Genomic DNA, 17,562 nt, shown 5'->3' on the forward strand with positions numbered 1-17,562 from the left:
ACACAATTTGCACACTTTTTTTACAATTTTTATGTTTTTGCTCTAAAAATTTTATATCTAAATGAATAAAATTCATATTTGGAAGCATTGTATGTAAAACAATGGGGGTGAATCAGTTCCTAAACCAGTTCCCCCTTGCCTTTTTTTTACCTAAGAATAACTCTCGCTTTAAATATATAATACCCCTTGCATCGTAATACGTTGCAGGGTTTTTTACATATTCTAAATAGATATTATTACTTAATGTTCTTTTACTTTGTGAGAGTTAGTAATGAACATTACGCCCCCGGTCTTAAACTACCGGGGACTTTTTATTATTATTCAGGTTTGAAATAAAAATCAACTATCTCACAAACAGAACTAACACCTTTCCAGTCATCCCGGTAAACACTGGTATCAATACCTAAATTAAACTGATAATCTAAACCAGTTTCCTTAATGAATTTTTGAACCTTTGATGGTACAGATAAACCGTGTGGGTTGTAACCCTTGTTCTGTTCTCGCAAATCCATAAAGAATTCAGTACCAGAATACTTAAATGGGGTTGAACTTTGAGGTAAGATGAAGCATCCGAAATCGGCAATCTTTGAAGCTATTTCAATTGTAATCAAATCAAATTCAGCACCCTTATAATTAAGTTCATCCTGTATAACTTTATCAATACCTGTCTTTATTTTACCGAATGGTGGGTTTGATATAGCTTGGTCGAAATGCCCAAAATCTTTATAATCAAAGATGCTTTGGTTAAACCATTTAGCTTCTGGTAACAGCTTTTTACCTATTTCATAATATATAGGATTCAATTCCACACAGGTAATATCAGTACAGTCCCGGTAGTGGTACGCTGCAAAGGCTAACATTCCTATTCCTGCACATAAATCTATGGTTTTAGCCTTGCTGTAAATGTTAAGGCTAAAGTCGTTGGCTAAGTCGTGGGGTGTAAAAAATGCACCTGCTTCACTGTTAACGGAAACCGCACTTTCGTTATAGTTCTCATAAACTAATACCTTTTCTTCATAAGTTAGAACATCCTTCTTTAATAATTCTACAGCTATATTGTGTTGTTTAATTTCTTGTTTCGTAAGCTTTGCCATTTATCTCTTTCAGATAAATAGTCCAGACTTTTAAAGAATGCCCCTAAATGATGAAGTTTATTTTTTAATGAAATACCAAATGTTATTTGCGTTTTCCACTTGTATAGAAAAGTATTCTGGAAGTGAATAAACCTTTATTATGTAATTAAATGTTTCTGGTGGTGGATTATTTAAATTATGGTTGTGTTCTTGTTTTATTTCTTCACATTCAGTTTTTAAAGTAGTTAAACCTGAAAGGTCAATTATAGAGATTAAATGTTTATATGATTTTATCTTAATTGGAATTATTGTCATTTTAATAACCTTAGGTAAAAAGAATCCTAAATCAAGCGGTCGGTAAAGCCTTCAAAATGTTAAAGTAAATATATAAGAATAATTAATTAATAAAATTCCAATAAAAAGGTAGTGAAAACCGATTTGAAATCAATTAAATCTGACTGAAATTCCACTAAAAACTAATCAACCTCTCTCTTTTTTCTCGCACATATATCTTATTACCTATTCATAAATAGATAAAGAAAAGAATATGCCATTTGAAAAGGGGAGAGCAAAAACCGGGGGACGTGTACCGGGAGTTAAGAATAAGACCACTGAGGAAATCAAACAAAAAATACAACTTGTACTGGCTAATAAAGTTGAAGAACTTGAAGCTGATTTGGCTATGATGCCAGAGCATAAGCAATGGCAAATCTTATCTGCAATAGCCCGCTATGTACTGCCGTCTAAAGTTGAAAGTGACGGTACGGTTGAACATTCAGGCGAAGTGAAGTACAACGTTAACATCAATTTTGTTGATGCTCATAGCGACCCTTCCGGGGATAATAATAATGAAGGTTAAACCCCCAATAACCTTATCACCTAACATATAGTATGTAATGTAAAAGTGCTTTAGCAAAGCGTATTGCAATTAATTTATGAAAAGGGATAAAAAATAAGGGACAAAAAGAGTTTTTGGACATTAATTTAACTTTACCTAAACCACATCCGGGGCAACAACAAGTATTAAATAGCAGTGCCAGATTTAAGGTTTTACTGTGTGGGCGAAGATGGGGTAAGTCTCTGATAAGCCAGATTATTTCAATTCTTGGAATAGTCAACGGTAAACACATAGCCTACGTTACACCAACGTACCAATTAAGTAAGATATTCTTTCAGGATATTCTTAAACTGATTCCCGTTAAGCTGATTAAGGCTGCCAATAAAACAGATTTAGTTATTACCCTTATCACAAATGGTACGCTATCATTTATGACAGGCGAAAGGCTTGATTCATTCAGGGGTAGAAAATTTTCAACCGTAATCATTGATGAAGCTGCCTTCATACCAGATTTAGAATCAGCTTGGTTAAATAGCATCAGACCAACCTTAACTGATTATAAGGGTAACGCTTTATTCATCAGCACGCCACGTGGTAAAAATTACTTTTTTTCACTGTACAATAAGGGACTGAATAAGGAAGACGGTTATGAATCATTCCATTTTACCAGTTACGATAATCCGCATATAGCAGCCAGTGAAATTGATGCAGCAGCATTAGAATTACCTGATTCAGCATTCAGGCAGGAGTACTTAGCAGAGCCGGGGGAGAATACAGCAAATCCGTTTGGTGTTGACAATATCAAGAATAACACTGTTACCGAATTAAGCCAGAAAGAGACTAAAGTAATCGGTATTGACTTGGGTAAACACAATAACTTTACGGTGTTTACCGGGTTGGATGAAGACGGTCAAATTAGCCTGTTTGAGCGGTTTAAATTGCCGTGGTCGCTCACTATTGAAAAGATAAAGAAACTGCCTGTATACTGCTTAAAAGCGGTGGATAGTACAGGCGTAGGGGATGCCGTATATGAACAGTTATCAACCACTTGTACCAACATTACCGGGTTTAAATTCACCAGTACCAGTAAACCGCAAATCGTTATGGAACTGGTAAAAGATTTAGAAATGGGCAAGGTCAAAGTGAATGATGTTACTGCTAATGAAATGATGGTGTTTGAATATAAAATACAACCATCTGGACATATCAAATATGAAGCACAAAGCGGTTTTCACGATGATACCATAATGTCATTATGTATGGCGAACCATTACCTTAAAGAAGCTATTTATAGCAGCAATTGGAAGCTATACACCGCTTAAAATAATAACAAAATGAACTACAAAGAACTACTAAATAAATTGCCTTCAAGTTGGGAACAGTTAAAGCTTAGAGATTACATAAAGCTTAGCCCGGTGCTTAATGCTTCCGATAACGGTGAATTAATGGATGATGATATTTATACCATAAAGCATTTATCAGATTTGGATTTAAGCGTTAAAATCATCAGCCTGTTAACTGATACCCCGGTGGATGATATAGAAGCTCTGTCAATGTTGGAGGTTAACCAACTAATAGAGAAACTAAGCTTCATTGGTAGCGTACCGCAAACTGGTAAGCCTAAAATTGCTTACAAGGGGTTTTCAGAACTTAGCTATGATAACTTTATAACCTTTCAAAAGCTATCCTTAGACTTTACCGAAGAGGGGATACTGTCATCAGCTATAGGCAACCTGCCAGTAATGCTATCGCTGTTCGCTAAAGATGAAAAGCATAACCCGGAATCCATTTTAAACCTATCTATGCCAGAGGTCATCAATGGTTTTTTTACTGTCAAGAAGAACACCGAAAGGTATATTCGACGTTTGGAGCGTTCTTCACTGTTAAACAAGCATCTGATGTTCTGGAAGGCGATTCCGTTAGTGGTGACCCAATACTTCAAGAGTCGCAAAGCATCGAAGCAGAGTTTAACCAAAGGTGGAATTATTGGATGATAGCCAAATCTGTATCAGAGTTTACCGGGCAAACTTTTTGGCAGGTATTAGAAGATAATGTGTGTACCGTATTAACGGTGGCGACCCTGTTAAAAGAACAGGTGACATTAGAAGAAAACCGTAATGGTAAAATCAGTTCCTAAACCTTTGTAAATGGCTAAATCATTATCACAAGCAAACGCTGCAGCCCTCGATGGTCTTGGAGTTTCAAAAACAGAATTTACCTCTGCACTATCGGCAGCAGAACAAGCCTGTGCTGATTTTATTCAAAGGGTGAAAGAGAATATTCAGAGCATCCCCAACTTCGTTAACTCCGGCAAGATTGAAAATTTAACTTTAGAATCAGCCGGTGACGAAGTACATATCAAAGGTTCGCAACATCTGCTTTACCAGTATAGGGGGGTTAATGGTACTAAGGAAAAATTATACCAAACCCCTTATTCATACGGTACGCTTAAACCTCCTATGCAGGTGTTTTTAACTTGGATTCAGGAAAAGAATATCAGGATGGTTGATAACCCTAAATATTATGGTGATGCTTCACCTTTCAAAGAAGTAACAGAAGAAAAGAAACAAGTACAATTAGCTTGGATGATGGTAAATACTGTATTCAATAAAGGTATAAAGCCACACCCGGCTATCAAGTGGGATGAAGAAAAGGAACAGCTAAAAAAAGATTTAATTGCTAAAGCAAAAGGTTTTGTTATTCAGAAGTTAAAGACTGAAATCTATAATAAGTACGGGGATAGGGTAGATGATAAAAAGCAATTGCTATTTTTATTATATTAGAATCAATTTAAAAACAAAAGATGGATAATTTGAGTGAAGAATTTGATTATATATTTTTGAATAAAGGAGGTTTGTTGAAAGAACATTCAAGTTTGATTAATAATGGTAGTAATTTTCTCGAAGCAGTTTTAGAATTGGGTAATAGAAGTATCAATTGGCTAAGGAACGGTAATTCTAAATTACCAGAACCATACATAAATTTTATTAATAATTCTTCGCTTAATGCCGTTGTGACAAAGTATAACGATAAGTATTTTATCGGATTAAATTCTGGAACTGTGGTTTTGATAAATCAATTATTTCTTAGGATGTTATCAAATCCAAATGTATTAACTCAATGGGGAAACCCTTCACTTGAAACAGTAGATACGGATAAAATCCTAAATGCACAAATCACAAATTTAGACATTTATTATTTGGCATCAGCAGATAATCAAGCCAAGTTCCCGAAAGACTCAACCCGGTCATCTTTAAGTAGCCTAATGACTATGAACGCATTGAAATTTATTATGATGCACGAATACGGACACATTGTAATGGGACATTTAGATTTTATTAGGACTATTAATGAAAGCTCTTTTTATTTTGAATTTGAGGAAACATCCAAATTACATTCATTGATATCTCAGACCTTAGAGATGGATGCTGATTGTTTTGGTATTAATATAGGTATCCGAGAAATTGAAATGCAAATTGAAAAACGCACTTTTATTCCGAATGAATTTAAGCAATTTTATAAAGATTTTGAATCAAGTTTATCCTTGTACATTTTTTCTATTTATTCTTTTTTTAGGTTATTTGGAATGGAAAAGATTGACTTTGCTACATTAGAATCTTTATCTCACCCTCCAAGTGGTTTTCGGCAAAATATCTTTCTGTCATTATTAGCAACTTTATATCAATCAAAAGGGGACGAATATGCTAAGGGAATAGGTGATATGGCTGTTTATGTATCATTCGAGGTTGAAAGGGCCTTTGACGAAATCTCTTTTCAAGGTTTGGACGCTTCCACATTTCTTTCCAGTTTTGATTCGGAAGCAATGGCTCATATTACAAAAATACGAAAGAACTGGATTAATGTTCGGTCATTGCTGGAACCCTACGCATTTTCAAAGTTAGCAGCTATACAGGATTAGTAGAAATTTTAAAAATATTCTTCAACTTCACACTTTTGATACAGTTTGAAAATATTTTATTACTTATCAATTAATAACCCTCATATTGTATTAGAATAATAAAATGGTTGGGGAGGTGAAGTCGTGTTTGCCTTCCCTTATTTAAAGCTTCATCTGCCTATTTCCTATCCTAAAAGGATAGATGATTACATTCAATAAGACCCCACAAAAGTACACCCCGGTAAATAATCCGATTATATTTCAGGTATCATCTGATAATACCGCTATACAGTTTTTTCAGGTGCAGGTACAAGCCGATGATAACAGCGTTATCGCCAATTTAAGGCTTTATACTACCCCGGCTAACCTTACCAGTAGCTTTACCGACCTTTCCGGGATACTTTCAAACGTGGTTGATTCTCAACTTGTACCTTCTGCTAACATTTTAGAAGCTTCACCAAAAATCCAACAGGCTTACAAAGTGAAAGTAACTGAAAAGCTTTATACCACTTCTGGTATTGTTGATGGTGTTACTACTACATCAGGTTTATTTTATTGCTTCAATGCTCTAATTGATAAAGTAAGCTTTAGCCAGTACGACTATAAGAACTTTGTGGTTACTGCTACTGTTTCAACTACCAACTTTTTAACCAATAAGCCACAAATCAGCAATATTTACCGTACTTCAACAGAGTATTTAAGCTTTTTGAATGATGGAATAGCCGGTAATTTGAATTTTAAGTTTTACGGGGTAAATAATATCTTATTAGGTAATCATAATTACAGTTTATCAGGTCATACATCAGGAGCAACCAGAGCAGATATAAGCCCTTCGGTTATTGATGCTTATTACGGTGTTAACTTAGCCGATAATGAATTTGGCGATATGTTTGATACTCCTTTTGGCTCAAATTATTCCATCAATTCAACCAATTATTTCACTGTAGGCTTAACTGATACATCAGGCAACTCCAAAAGTATTTTAAGAACTTATATATTGAAAGATACCGGGTGTGCAAATGTACCTGTACAGATTATGTTTGCTAATCAGTTAGGGGGCTATGATAGTTTAATGATGTTTAACCCACGTGAAGCCATTGATGTTACCAAAACCAGTTTAACTAAAAATCCTTTTGCATTTACCTCCGGGGTTTATTCAGATAATGTTAGTGGTGTATACAATACCGAATCTGATATTATCAATGTAAAATCTGTATCAACTTATAAGGTAATTAGTGATGCTCTAAGAGATAATGAATCAGCTTGGTTAAAAGAATTAATCAAGTCTCCCAAAGTATATATAAAGTTACGCAATGGTACGTTTTATCCTATAACTGTTACTAATCTAAACTATCCTATTCAACAGAAAAKGTATTCAACTTCTTTAATAAGAGTGGAATTAACTTTTACTATAAATGATACTGGTATTAGTTTTTAAATTCTTTCTTCTGGAACGTTTATAAAGTTTTAGTTTTCTATTGGTTATAAACAGGTTTGTTTTCTGTTCTTTTACCAAAAGTTCAAGACTATCTAATTCTTTTAAAGTCCAAACTTTATCACTTAGCAACATTTCATATTCTGTAGGTGCTTCCTCTTTCATAGTTGTTTTTATTTATATGCAAAGATGCCTATTTCCTGTAAAAAGGAATCAATGGATATTACTAATTATTTATCAGGCATAACAGCCAATATATCAACAGAAACTCAACCAAAATCAATCCCTGCAACAGTAGTTGGTCAGGCTTTTACGGATTTAGCTAACCTTACTAAAACTAACGTTGAATCAATCAATGCAGTAGTAACAGGTCATACTATAAGTATAGGTTCTTTATCTGGACAAACAACAGGTAATACACTAAATATAACTTCACTTTCAGGATTAACTTCTGGACATACCACGCAATTAAATAGTTTAACATCGACACTTGATAGCAGAACCTTAATTACCAGTAATACCCCGGTAGCAACTAATTCTATAAACCTGTCAGCGGTAACCCCAACGTTTAGCTATTCAATTGCGAGTAATGGAAATATTAGTGTTTCAGGTGTTACCAGTAAAAATTGGGATGCTGTAACTTTAGATGTTGACCCGACAGCTAATCTAACCTTTTTGGGTGGTCACGCTAATATGTGGTTGGTGTTAGGATACCAAAATTTTAACAATGTGTGTGCAATGGGTATTTATACTCCAACTTGTTTTGGGCGAGTTATAAATATTAATCTTTCTGCTAATACATTTACTACCATAAACGGTACAGTTCAGCCTACAGTTGCTTCTTCTAAAAGAGTGAATGTACAGGTTGCATCGGGTGTTTTAAATCTTTATGCCGACGGTGTTTTAACCTATTCCGCTACTACAGCTTCGTTAATAGCTTCTGGTGCAACTCTACAAAATTTAAAATATGGAGTAGCACCATTTAACAGCGCAGGAACAGCAGTAGCAAATAATGCTGTTTTGATAAGTGGATTGAGTATTCCGCAATCTTCTAATGTTATTACTTCACTTCAAACTTTAGCAACAACAGTTGCAGGGATTTCACTTGAAAATAACATTAAAGGAAAGAACATAAGCATTATTGGAGATAGCATAAGTACAGCAGGAGTAATTACAGGTGTGGATAGTAACACTATCTGGTGGGGACGTTTAAGAGATACTTACGGTGTAAATGTTTTGGTTAATGGAATATCAGGTAGTGGGATAGGCTCTTTAGCCCCGGCTGCAGACCCACAATTACCTTTTGTAACTGATAGCAGATGGCAATCTTTAAACAGTGGTTTTACACCTGATATAATTTTAATATTCGGTGGAACAAATGACTTTGGTTACTTAAGAGTACCATTAGGTGCAGTAACAGATGCTGATACTTTAAAAACAACATTTTACGGTGCATTGAAATACTTGTACAAGAGTATGATAACAAGATATCCAAATGCTAAAATATTTCATATGTTACCACTTCACAGAGGTGATAGCAATATTCCAGAAGTAAGTGCAGTAAGTGGTTTAGCCTTTGCAGATTATATTACTGCTATCAAAATTATTTCAGATTTATACGGTGTTGGTGTAATCAATACCCGTAATGATACTGGTTTTACTCCTTACAATATGAATACAGTTGCTTTTTGTAACGCTCCAGGTGGTGTTCCTGATGGTGTACACCCGATAGCAGCAAAACACACTAACATTACAGATATTGTTTTTAACTCCCTGAATAAGGTTTATAGAAGCTAATCAAAATTTAAACTAAATAATAAAGGCTACTGTAACAGGTAGCTTTTTTTATTTATATTGCACTGTAAACCAATTCCTTACCGCTATGTTCAATTTGCCATTTCCTACCGATAGCCTTTATAAGTTCTGCTTTATGTTCGGACTTGCCTTAATGGGCTTTTCTATGTACATTTTTAATAAAAGTGTAAATACTTATCAATACAAAACGAACTTAGAAATAAAAAAAGATAGTTTAAAGGCAAGGTTGAAGTCAAAAGAATATCTAAGTTTCGATATACAACCTACAATAGGGAGCAATGATGGTTCATATGCTATAGATTCGATTGAAAATAGTGTAGGTCATTTTAAAGGTGGTGGTCAATTGATGCGTGCTTTTAATGCGTCAGAACTTGAAAATAACCCTGATAACGGACGAATTTTAAAAATAACTGAAAGTCAAGAACAAAATTTGCTAAATTATGAAATGTATGTTTATGCTTATAAAGCGGCATTGTACTTTGGTGCAGTGATTTTTTTATACGGTGCTATTATGTGGTATATAAAAATCCAACGTCCACAAGATAAGATTTTAATTCTTCAACTGCAACAATTGACAGATACAGTAAACCAAACTGCTGAACCATCTATAGGTTATGGGCGAAAACATTTTGAACCAAAGATTTTACCCCGACCGGAGGCAAGAAATTTAAGATAAAAGGCTATTTCCTATAAAAAAGGAATGACCCAAAATAACAATTTTCAAATATATTTATTGGATTCTACTACTGGTTCTACCGGGAGCTATGCTATTCTTGATTGCGAAGGAATAGATTTAACTAATACCTTTCAGGTTGCCGACGTAGCTGATATTTCTAAACGGAAAGATGCCATATCTAAAACCATTACTTTCAAGAATTCTAAGAATAATGCTTTTGTTTTTGGCAACCTTTCAAACCTGAACAGGGTAGTAGATGACAGTGTTAACTTATCCTTCTTTTTCAATTTCAATATCACAAAAGATATAGATTGTCAGGTTTACGAAAATAGTACTTTGATTTTTGTCGGTAAACTTCATTTTATTTCGGCTAATCGGGATGCAATAGGTAATATAACTTATGAGTGCAGCATTAAGGGATTTATGGTTGATTTCTTCAATAAGATTCAGGATAAATTGTTATCAGATTTAAATTTTACCCAATTTAACCATACTTATGATATGGCAACTATCAGAAATAGTTGGTCACATATTTATCAAAAAAACAATGTTACTGTTACTGGTAATACTGGTAGCGGATATGTTTATCCATTAATTGATTATGGTGCCAATGTTACCCCTGATACTATTTTTGATAATAAGTATGATTACTCTAACCTTAGACCTGCCTTTTATGTTAATGAATACTTTAATGCTATTTTTAATCAAACAGGTTTAACCGGAAGCTACCGTTATACCATTACGGGTTCAACCGAATTTATAGATGAATTTAATAAAGCCATTACCCCGAATAATGATAACGTATTTAGTTACTCTAAATCCCCCGGTGTAATATTTGATACGTCAAAAACTATAAATCCATTTTCTTATAATGGTAAAGGGCAAACTTATTATGATAACACCTATAAAAGAACTGAGTATAACCATTTATTAAACTTTGATACGATAGTAACCGGGGCAAATAACCAAACTATTATCAACCCTATTTTAGCTAATGATAATAAGATAACTTTCATTAATGCGGTTAATGGTTCTTTTACGGCAACAGTAAACTTTATAGCTTCGCAACTTGGAGGCGCAAAAGGTACAGTAACCTTTAAAGTACTCTATAGGGATAACCAGAATGCTGAATTTACTTCAATAGGTGATGTTAGTAAACAATATGCAAGGGATTTCACAGTAGGTTTTGGAACTGTTCAAAATCCACCTTTTACTTTAACACAAACATTATCACATCAGTTTAATGCAGGTGGGCAAATTGCTATGGTAGCATTTTTGACTGATATGGATACTGACACAGAATTTGCCGTAACTGTTTATTCTGGTGATATTCAAATTGGTAGTCCAATCACAGCTTCACAGATAACACTTAATTTTGGTGATAATGCAGTTTTGGTTGGTCAAAATAGCCAGAAGATTAAGCAGATAGATTATTTGAAATCTATCATCCAGATGTTCAATTTATATGTTTATCCAGACCCCGAAGATTCACACAATATCATCTTCACGCCGTACAATGATTATTATTCAATGTTCAGTGCTGAAAAGATAATTGATAGTGCTTTGGATTGGACAAAGAAAATAGATAATTCAAGTTTTACCCAAACACCTGTATCAGAAATATTCAATTTATACAGTTTTAAATTTAAAGACGATACCGATTTTTATTCAAAGTACTACAAAGATAAATACGGTGACACCTACGGGAATATTACGTTAACAGGTTCTACAAACGGAACAAATAAAAGTATTGAACTTATATTCGGTTCAACCCCCGTAGCTTATTACAACGGTCGAAATGTACCTTCTTTGTGGGAATTGGATGCTAACAATACCAAAAAAGCAAAATCAACAGTACCACGTGTATTATTTTATAATGGTTTAAAAAATTGCGCTTCGTCTTATGAAATAGGGAGGATGATGCTGAGTGCTTCAACCCAAACTTATTATTTCACTTCTTTAGATGCAGCACACGTTAGCGGGTATACATTTAGCCAATACCCGGAAGCCAATGAATATACTTTATCATCAAATTATGAATTTGTAGATTTAACTTTTGGTCAGCCCAAAGAAGTGTTTTATTCCAACGGTGGTGTATTGGCAAATTATGGTTCAGGAAAAAAGAACTTAATTGATAGGTATTATAGTGACCAGTTATCAGAACTGCAAGACAGTAACACCCGGATAATTGAAACCTCTGCTTACTTAAACGAAAATGATATTCAACAGTTAGACCTTCGCAGACCAATTTATTTTAATTCAGTATTAGGTCATAATTATTTTAAACTGTTATCAGTTGAATACAGCAATAGTAGTCAGCCTTCAACTATTAAATTGCAGACCGCTTATATCAAAGATACAGGTGTAATTTTTACTGGTTATTGGAATAGTACCTATGCTGCCTTTGTGACGAAGAATGATTGTCCAACATCAGGTTATACCGGGGAAGCCAGTTATTACTTAGTACCATCAAATAAATATGTAAGTTTTGTTTCACAGGCTGATGCCGATAGTATGGCAGCAGCAGAAGCTTCAACTTCTGGTCAAACTGTAGCAAATGCAAACGGAATATGTGTTTATACTGGTACAACATTTAATTTAGGTTTTTCAGATAACCCCAAAGATGCCACTTCAATGACTGGCAGAACTGATTTTGCAAGTAATGATGGTACATTGAATAGTGGTTCAACAATCTTTAGTTATGCCGGGGGCAATGCCACCAGAAACATTAGTTCCTATTACGGCAATGATACTTACTGGTATCAGACGGATACCCGTTCAACCATTATCGATTCAGGTACTACCAGTTCATTATCTGCTATGACTTATGATGATTATTATTTAACAGGTTCAACAAAATATTTAAGTTGTCAGGTTGCGAACGATGGTCATACAACTTACATTAATTATAAAATCAGTGACCCGACACCTCGTATCAGTACTGTAGTAAAAGATAGTACAGGCACTTTATTGGTTGCCGATGGATGGTATTCAGACGGTACTAATGGATATCACGTTGTGAGCGGTACAATTACGGAAAGTCAAAGCTGTAGAGGTTTACCGCCAACAATATCTTAATCCCGGCTTAAAATATTACTACTAAAGGTTGCGGGGATCCCCGCAACCTCTTAAACACCCACCTCATAAAATCGCCCTTCCTCCTGGAAGGACGGTTTTATCTTAAACCTATCTGAATCTATCCCAAACAGCCTATTTCCTCCCTAAAGAATAGGAAAATGCCAGATTCAGGAGAAGAAAGAATATTAATTAATGTCGGTTTAAATGCGGAAGAAGCTAATACAGGAATTCAGCAATTAAAGCAAAATATAAATAATGTAAGTCAGCAGGATTTAGGTACAACCAATGTTAAATCCTACAAATTACAGATTAGGGAGTTAACCGCAGAACTGCAAAAGATTGAACAGGTTCAGGGTAGAAACTCACAGGCTTTTAGGGACGGTGCTAAAGAATTAGGGCGTTTAAAACTGGCTGCCAGAGATTTCAAAAATCAAATAGAAGCGTATGACCCTTCAAATAAATTAGCAGGTATTGCCAACATAGCAAAGGGTGCAGCCGTAGGTATGACTGGTGCTGCCGGGGCTATGGCTTTGTTTGGTCTTCACGGTCAAAAAGCCGAAGAAGTGATGTTGAAGCTTCAAGGAGTTTTGGCATTATCCCACGCCATTAGTTCAATTCACGAAATTTCTTCTGGTTGGCGTTCATTCATCAACGTGTTAGGTTTAGGCGCAACAGCGGCTAAAGGACAATCTACAGCGGTTGTTGAGGGTGCAGCAGCGCAAGTTGCGGCGACCGAAACAGTAACGGCAGCTATTACCGAACAGCAAGTAGCATCAGAAAGGTTAGCAGCAGCTAATGAAGCGGTTAATCAACTTAATTTAGATTCAGAAGCTGCCCTTTTAGCTATAAAAGCGGAAGGTTTAGATGCTACAGTTGAAATGACTGGTGCCGAACAAGCCTACATCGAAACTATGGCTGCAAAAACAGCAGCAGTAGCAGAACTGGCAGCAGCCCAAATAGCCTATAATGAATCTTTAGTTGCAGGTACAACTGAGACAGCAGCAGCAGGTGAAGCAAATGTAGTACAAGCAGCTTCACAAGAATTGGTGACCGTTGCGGAAGAAACATCTACTGTAGCAGCAATTGGTTTTGGTGCAGCCTTAAAAGCTATTGGTATAGGATTAATCATTTCAGCTATTGCTTATCTGGTTTCAAATTGGGATTCCCTTAAAGCTTCATTAGAAAAATTATTCCCTTCATTAGGAGGTGTCAAAGGCATTTTCAATGAACTTAAAGAAGTTGTTGTTGGTTTTGGTAATGCCATATTGCAGTTTGTAATAATGCCTATTAAAGTACTTATTGATGTTATCAAAGGTGATTTTAAAAGTGCTATGGATGACGTTAAAAATGGATTTAACGTCATTAATAACTTCAAAGATGGTGCATTAAAGGAATCGCAAAAAATTGCTGATGAAGCCCGGAAGGTTGAACTTCAAAAGCTTGTTGAACATAATGAAAGGGTAATTAAGGAACTTAAAGCTTTAGGTAAGGATACCACAGATTTAGAGGTAAAAAATCAACAGCTTAAAAATTCCTTACTGGATAAAAATGCGGATGACTATCAAAAGAAATTGGCTGATGGTGAATCTGAAATAACAGTTCTTCAAAATGCAGCTATCAAGAAAAGACAGGATGAAGCCGATAAAATCAGAAAGGCAGCCCAACAAAAAGCAGATGCTTTAAAGAAATCAGAACTTGATAAGCTTAAAACAGGTATTGACGCTGCATCTAAAGTTATTTTGGGTGGTCTTAAATCTCAAAGGGAAATTGAAATTTCTGACTCAGATTATAAGTATAAAGCTTTAATAGCAATTGCTACAAAATATGGTCAGGATTCCAGTAAGCTAAAAGAAGCGCAAGGTATAGAAGAAATGAGGATTCAAAAGAAATACTCAGATGCCATAAAACAATATTTAATCAAGGCTGATGAAGAAACATTAAATGAGTTTGATAAAAAAAGGTTGGAAATAACCAAAGCAGCGGAAGAAGCTTTAAAGAACGCCACACCACAAGAAAAGAATAAGATTATTCAATCTCAGGCTTTTCAATTAAATAGGGTAGATAGTGCAGAAAAATATTCAGATGCAGAGGATGAAGCTAAACTAAATGAAACTCAGGTTGAAGATAGGAATAGGGCTAAAGTTGGTAAAATAAAAGATACTCCGGAAGCACAATTCCAGAAGGAACAGGCTATCAGGAATGCTAAACTTGCAACCTTAACTGCTCAATACCAGAAAGAAAGGGATTTGGCAGCGTATAACTATGATAAGCTTGCCCAACTGGATGCAGAGTATCAAAAGAATACCCACGACTTAGAAGATGAAGCAACAACAGCTAAAATAGAATTAGCCCAAAAAGAGAAAGATGCTAAAATTGCTACATTTCAAACCATATCGGATGCTTTAGGCGTTGCTTCTGACATAGCCGGAAAATCAACAGCAGCAGGTAAAACTTTAGCTGTAGCTTCTGCAACTATATCAACTTATTTATCAGCACAGAAAGCTTATGAATCATTAATTGGTATACCGTATGTAGGCCCGGTTTTAGCCCCTATAGCAGCAGCAACAGCAGTAGCAAGTGGTTTACTTTCGGTTAAATCAATATTGGCTGTTAAAGTTCCCGGTGCATCAGGTGGTGGTACACCGCAATATAATGCACCCCAAATTAACAGTACACTTTTATCGCAAGCTAAAAATGGCATCAATAACGGTGTTCAAAATGTTAATGTGGTTAACACCCCGGATAAGACTAAACAAGAACCTTTAAGAGCGTTCGTAGTTGAAAAAGATATTACATCTAAACAGCAAAGGACTGATTATTTAGACAGGCAGTCTACAATTTAACAATTTTTGTTGTTGCTTGATTGTTAAGTGGTTAAGAGTTATATTTATTTATTATTTAAATCATATGGACTTAGACCTCTATATACCTGTAGTGTTGGTTTTCCTGATGAAAATGTTTTGTTTTTTGTTAGGGTATTTAACTATCAGGTTGGGGTATAAGTTAATTAACAGTGGGGTTAAGGGTGAATTTAAATTTTCTGGTCAGTATCACGGAATTAAAGGTGGGTTAATTAGTTCTTCACCCGGATTGTTATTTGTCTTATTAGGTATATTGATTATTGGATATGCTATTGGTGTTAAAAAAACATATGATATTTCACAAAGTTCTGGTTCAAAGGGGAAAATTTACGTTCCACCAAAAACACCTGATTTTGATTCAATACCTTGACATATGAAAAATTTTTGGTTTTTATTATTGCTGAGTTTCAATTTGATTTGGCAAACATCAGATTATAAACAATTTTATAAAGAAGGGTTTAACAGGTACAAAAAAGGGGATTATTTAACTGGTGCTGCATTACTAAAATCATCTTATTACTTAAAGCCACACTTTAAAACAGCTTATTATATTGCAGTTTGTTATTCTAATGCTTTTAATGAACAACGGAATTCAGAAAGTCGAACATCTATATATATTGATAGTTGTTTAAAGTACATTGATATAGTTGATAAGGAAAAAAGTAATGCTTCTAAACCATATAAAGAAGAATGTAAAAAAATCTATACTTCGCTTAAAAATATATCAGATGAAATAAAACGTAGCGGTGGTACTATGAATTAATAGTTATGCTACCATTTAACAATAAAAGCCCCGATAATTCAGGGCTTTTTATTTGCTTAAAACGTACGTATCGGCTAAAATCAGCCAGTTAAACGTGTAATTAATGATTTTAGTTCAATAACACCAGAACATTGATTCAATGTCATCCTTAATTTCAAAAGGTAAAGTTTCGTTAGTGATGTGAACACTACATATTGGACTTTCAGAAATTGTAACACAGTCCATAATCTTTAGATTATTTTGGGTGAAATAATCTGAGTGTTTTTTTTCAATCGCTGTCAAATACCTTACAGCAAAATTGTGTCGATTTGCTTGTAACATCTTCAATGAATTAAAAAAAAGGTTAAGATTTGATTATTTTATAGTCAATTAAAAAGGGTAAATTTTTCATTTGAAATCAATAAAAGACAATATTCTCAAATTGTTTTAAAACTTCAAAATATTTTTTTACTGACTTAAATCTTATTACCGGGTATATGAAACTACCCGTAATAGAATTAAAAATAAATGAAGTTGAAGACAGCTTTGTATCGGCTATAGCACTTGTTGAACGCCCGGCTATTGAGAGTGACTTTATTGCCTTCAATCAGGTTCAGCACTTTGCGGTTAATGATGAAAAGCAGGAACTTTTAGGTCTGGCTATGATGCCAGATAAACCAATTTTTCGAACTGGCGCAAGTGGTGATTATTACGCTGTATTCTCCAAAGATACTATCAGACAAATCAGTCAGGTATTCGCCCAAAAGGGTTTTTTCAACAATACAAATATTGAACATACCATAATCCCGGCTGATTCCTATGTGTACCAATCATACATTACTGATGAAGCTAAAGGTATATCAGCCCCCAAAGGTATAACTGCACCTGATGGTTCTTGGGTGGTAGGCGTGAAGGTTAACAACCCTTCTGTATGGCAAGCTATCAAATCAGGACTAATCAAAGGGTTTTCAGTTGAAGGTATTTTTGGTTTGTTCCCGACAAATCAACTAAGTGATGGTAAATCTGATATCGAAGATTTAGACCTCCAAAAAGCAATCAAAGAATTTAATGCTGCACTTGAAAAAGTGAATAAGATGAAAGGGTAATTGAATTATTCCTTCGGGATTCCTATTACCAATATAATAA

16 protein-coding genes are annotated in these 17,562 nt (G+C 34.7%); 14 read left to right on the plus strand and 2 right to left on the minus strand.

What is annotated here, in order from left to right; genetic code table 11:
* Positions 1-317: 317 nt before the first annotated feature.
* On the minus strand, positions 318-1,094 hold the full coding sequence (locus tag AC1D0K_RS04725) for a methyltransferase (protein ID WP_477399721.1): 777 nt from the start codon (positions 1,092-1,094) through the stop codon (positions 318-320).
* Between the two features lie 526 nt (positions 1,095-1,620).
* Between AC1D0K_RS04725 and AC1D0K_RS04730 the strand changes: the two genes are divergently transcribed.
* The 7 genes from AC1D0K_RS04730 (at position 1,621) to AC1D0K_RS04760 (ending at position 7,247) form a co-directional block, all read left to right on the plus strand.
* Positions 1,621-1,932 carry a hypothetical protein gene (locus AC1D0K_RS04730; protein WP_477399723.1) on the plus strand — a complete coding sequence of 104 codons (312 nt, stop codon included), beginning with the start codon at positions 1,621-1,623 and terminating at the stop codon, positions 1,930-1,932.
* A gap of 113 nt (positions 1,933-2,045) precedes the next feature.
* Positions 2,046-3,233, plus strand: a complete 1,188-nt coding sequence (locus tag AC1D0K_RS04735; protein ID WP_477399724.1) for a terminase large subunit domain-containing protein — start codon at positions 2,046-2,048, stop codon at positions 3,231-3,233.
* Positions 3,234-3,245: 12 nt separating this feature from the next.
* Positions 3,246-3,905 carry a hypothetical protein gene (locus AC1D0K_RS04740; RefSeq protein WP_477399726.1) on the plus strand — a complete coding sequence of 220 codons (660 nt, stop codon included), beginning with the start codon at positions 3,246-3,248 and terminating at the stop codon, positions 3,903-3,905.
* On the plus strand, positions 3,902-4,048 hold the full coding sequence (locus AC1D0K_RS04745) for a hypothetical protein (protein WP_477399728.1): 147 nt from the start codon (positions 3,902-3,904) through the stop codon (positions 4,046-4,048). The genes AC1D0K_RS04740 and AC1D0K_RS04745 overlap by 4 nt, the downstream gene beginning before the upstream one ends.
* Positions 4,049-4,058: 10 nt before the next feature.
* Entirely contained in the window at positions 4,059-4,694 is a 636-nt protein-coding gene (locus tag AC1D0K_RS04750; protein WP_477443134.1) for a hypothetical protein, read from the plus strand.
* Between the two features lie 20 nt (positions 4,695-4,714).
* Positions 4,715-5,830, plus strand: coding sequence for a hypothetical protein (locus tag AC1D0K_RS04755; RefSeq protein WP_477443132.1), 1,116 nt, complete (start codon positions 4,715-4,717; stop codon positions 5,828-5,830).
* Between the two features lie 181 nt (positions 5,831-6,011).
* Positions 6,012-7,247: a hypothetical protein gene (locus AC1D0K_RS04760; RefSeq protein WP_477463007.1), complete on the plus strand. Its 1,236-nt coding sequence runs from the start codon at positions 6,012-6,014 to the stop codon at positions 7,245-7,247.
* Here the strand turns inward: AC1D0K_RS04760 and AC1D0K_RS04765 are convergent.
* Entirely contained in the window at positions 7,209-7,409 is a 201-nt protein-coding gene (locus tag AC1D0K_RS04765) for a hypothetical protein (RefSeq protein ID WP_477399557.1), read from the minus strand. The genes AC1D0K_RS04760 and AC1D0K_RS04765 overlap by 39 nt on opposite strands.
* Positions 7,410-7,460: 51 nt before the next feature.
* On the opposite strand from AC1D0K_RS04765, the gene AC1D0K_RS04770 reads away from it, so the two are divergent.
* The 7 genes from AC1D0K_RS04770 to AC1D0K_RS04800 all read left to right on the plus strand — a co-directional run bounded on the left by AC1D0K_RS04770 (position 7,461) and on the right by AC1D0K_RS04800 (position 17,522).
* A complete protein-coding gene (locus AC1D0K_RS04770; protein ID WP_477399556.1) occupies positions 7,461-9,041 on the plus strand; it encodes an SGNH/GDSL hydrolase family protein in 1,581 nt (526 codons plus the stop codon).
* 85 nt (positions 9,042-9,126) lie between these two features.
* Positions 9,127-9,735 (plus strand): hypothetical protein, encoded by a 609-nt coding sequence (locus tag AC1D0K_RS04775; protein ID WP_477399554.1) that lies wholly within the window; start codon positions 9,127-9,129, stop codon positions 9,733-9,735.
* A gap of 24 nt (positions 9,736-9,759) precedes the next feature.
* Positions 9,760-12,813, plus strand: coding sequence for a DUF5977 domain-containing protein (locus AC1D0K_RS04780; protein ID WP_477463008.1), 3,054 nt, complete (start codon positions 9,760-9,762; stop codon positions 12,811-12,813).
* A 158-nt stretch (positions 12,814-12,971) separates the two neighbouring features.
* Positions 12,972-15,656: a phage tail family protein gene (locus AC1D0K_RS04785; RefSeq protein ID WP_477443175.1), complete on the plus strand. Its 2,685-nt coding sequence runs from the start codon at positions 12,972-12,974 to the stop codon at positions 15,654-15,656.
* A gap of 64 nt (positions 15,657-15,720) precedes the next feature.
* Entirely contained in the window at positions 15,721-16,044 is a 324-nt protein-coding gene (locus AC1D0K_RS04790) for a hypothetical protein (protein ID WP_477399961.1), read from the plus strand.
* A gap of 3 nt (positions 16,045-16,047) precedes the next feature.
* On the plus strand, positions 16,048-16,437 hold the full coding sequence (locus AC1D0K_RS04795) for a hypothetical protein (protein WP_477443177.1): 390 nt from the start codon (positions 16,048-16,050) through the stop codon (positions 16,435-16,437).
* A 476-nt stretch (positions 16,438-16,913) separates the two neighbouring features.
* Positions 16,914-17,522: an XkdF-like putative serine protease domain-containing protein gene (locus tag AC1D0K_RS04800; RefSeq protein ID WP_477399534.1), complete on the plus strand. Its 609-nt coding sequence runs from the start codon at positions 16,914-16,916 to the stop codon at positions 17,520-17,522.
* Positions 17,523-17,562: the final 40 nt, after the last annotated feature.

The sequence above is a fragment of the Mucilaginibacter sp. P1_A3 genome, from assembly GCF_056406855.1.

Excerpts from the sequence above, each read along its gene's own strand:
- AC1D0K_RS04725 (WP_477399721.1), bottom strand. The coding sequence starts at position 1,094 with ATGGCAAAGCTTACGAAACAAGAAATTAAACAACACAATATAGCTGTA.
- AC1D0K_RS04730 (WP_477399723.1), top strand. The coding sequence starts at position 1,621 with ATGCCATTTGAAAAGGGGAGAGCAAAAACCGGGGGACGTGTACCGGGA.
- AC1D0K_RS04740 (WP_477399726.1), top strand. The coding sequence starts at position 3,246 with ATGAACTACAAAGAACTACTAAATAAATTGCCTTCAAGTTGGGAACAG.
- AC1D0K_RS04745 (WP_477399728.1), top strand. The coding sequence starts at position 3,902 with ATGATAGCCAAATCTGTATCAGAGTTTACCGGGCAAACTTTTTGGCAG.
- AC1D0K_RS04750 (WP_477443134.1), top strand. The coding sequence starts at position 4,059 with ATGGCTAAATCATTATCACAAGCAAACGCTGCAGCCCTCGATGGTCTT.
- AC1D0K_RS04755 (WP_477443132.1), top strand. The coding sequence starts at position 4,715 with ATGGATAATTTGAGTGAAGAATTTGATTATATATTTTTGAATAAAGGA.
- AC1D0K_RS04765 (WP_477399557.1), bottom strand. The coding sequence starts at position 7,409 with ATGAAAGAGGAAGCACCTACAGAATATGAAATGTTGCTAAGTGATAAA.
- AC1D0K_RS04770 (WP_477399556.1), top strand. The coding sequence starts at position 7,461 with ATGGATATTACTAATTATTTATCAGGCATAACAGCCAATATATCAACA.
- AC1D0K_RS04775 (WP_477399554.1), top strand. The coding sequence starts at position 9,127 with ATGTTCAATTTGCCATTTCCTACCGATAGCCTTTATAAGTTCTGCTTT.
- AC1D0K_RS04780 (WP_477463008.1), top strand. The coding sequence starts at position 9,760 with ATGACCCAAAATAACAATTTTCAAATATATTTATTGGATTCTACTACT.
- AC1D0K_RS04785 (WP_477443175.1), top strand. The coding sequence starts at position 12,972 with ATGCCAGATTCAGGAGAAGAAAGAATATTAATTAATGTCGGTTTAAAT.
- AC1D0K_RS04790 (WP_477399961.1), top strand. The coding sequence starts at position 15,721 with ATGGACTTAGACCTCTATATACCTGTAGTGTTGGTTTTCCTGATGAAA.
- AC1D0K_RS04795 (WP_477443177.1), top strand. The coding sequence starts at position 16,048 with ATGAAAAATTTTTGGTTTTTATTATTGCTGAGTTTCAATTTGATTTGG.
- AC1D0K_RS04800 (WP_477399534.1), top strand. The coding sequence starts at position 16,914 with ATGAAACTACCCGTAATAGAATTAAAAATAAATGAAGTTGAAGACAGC.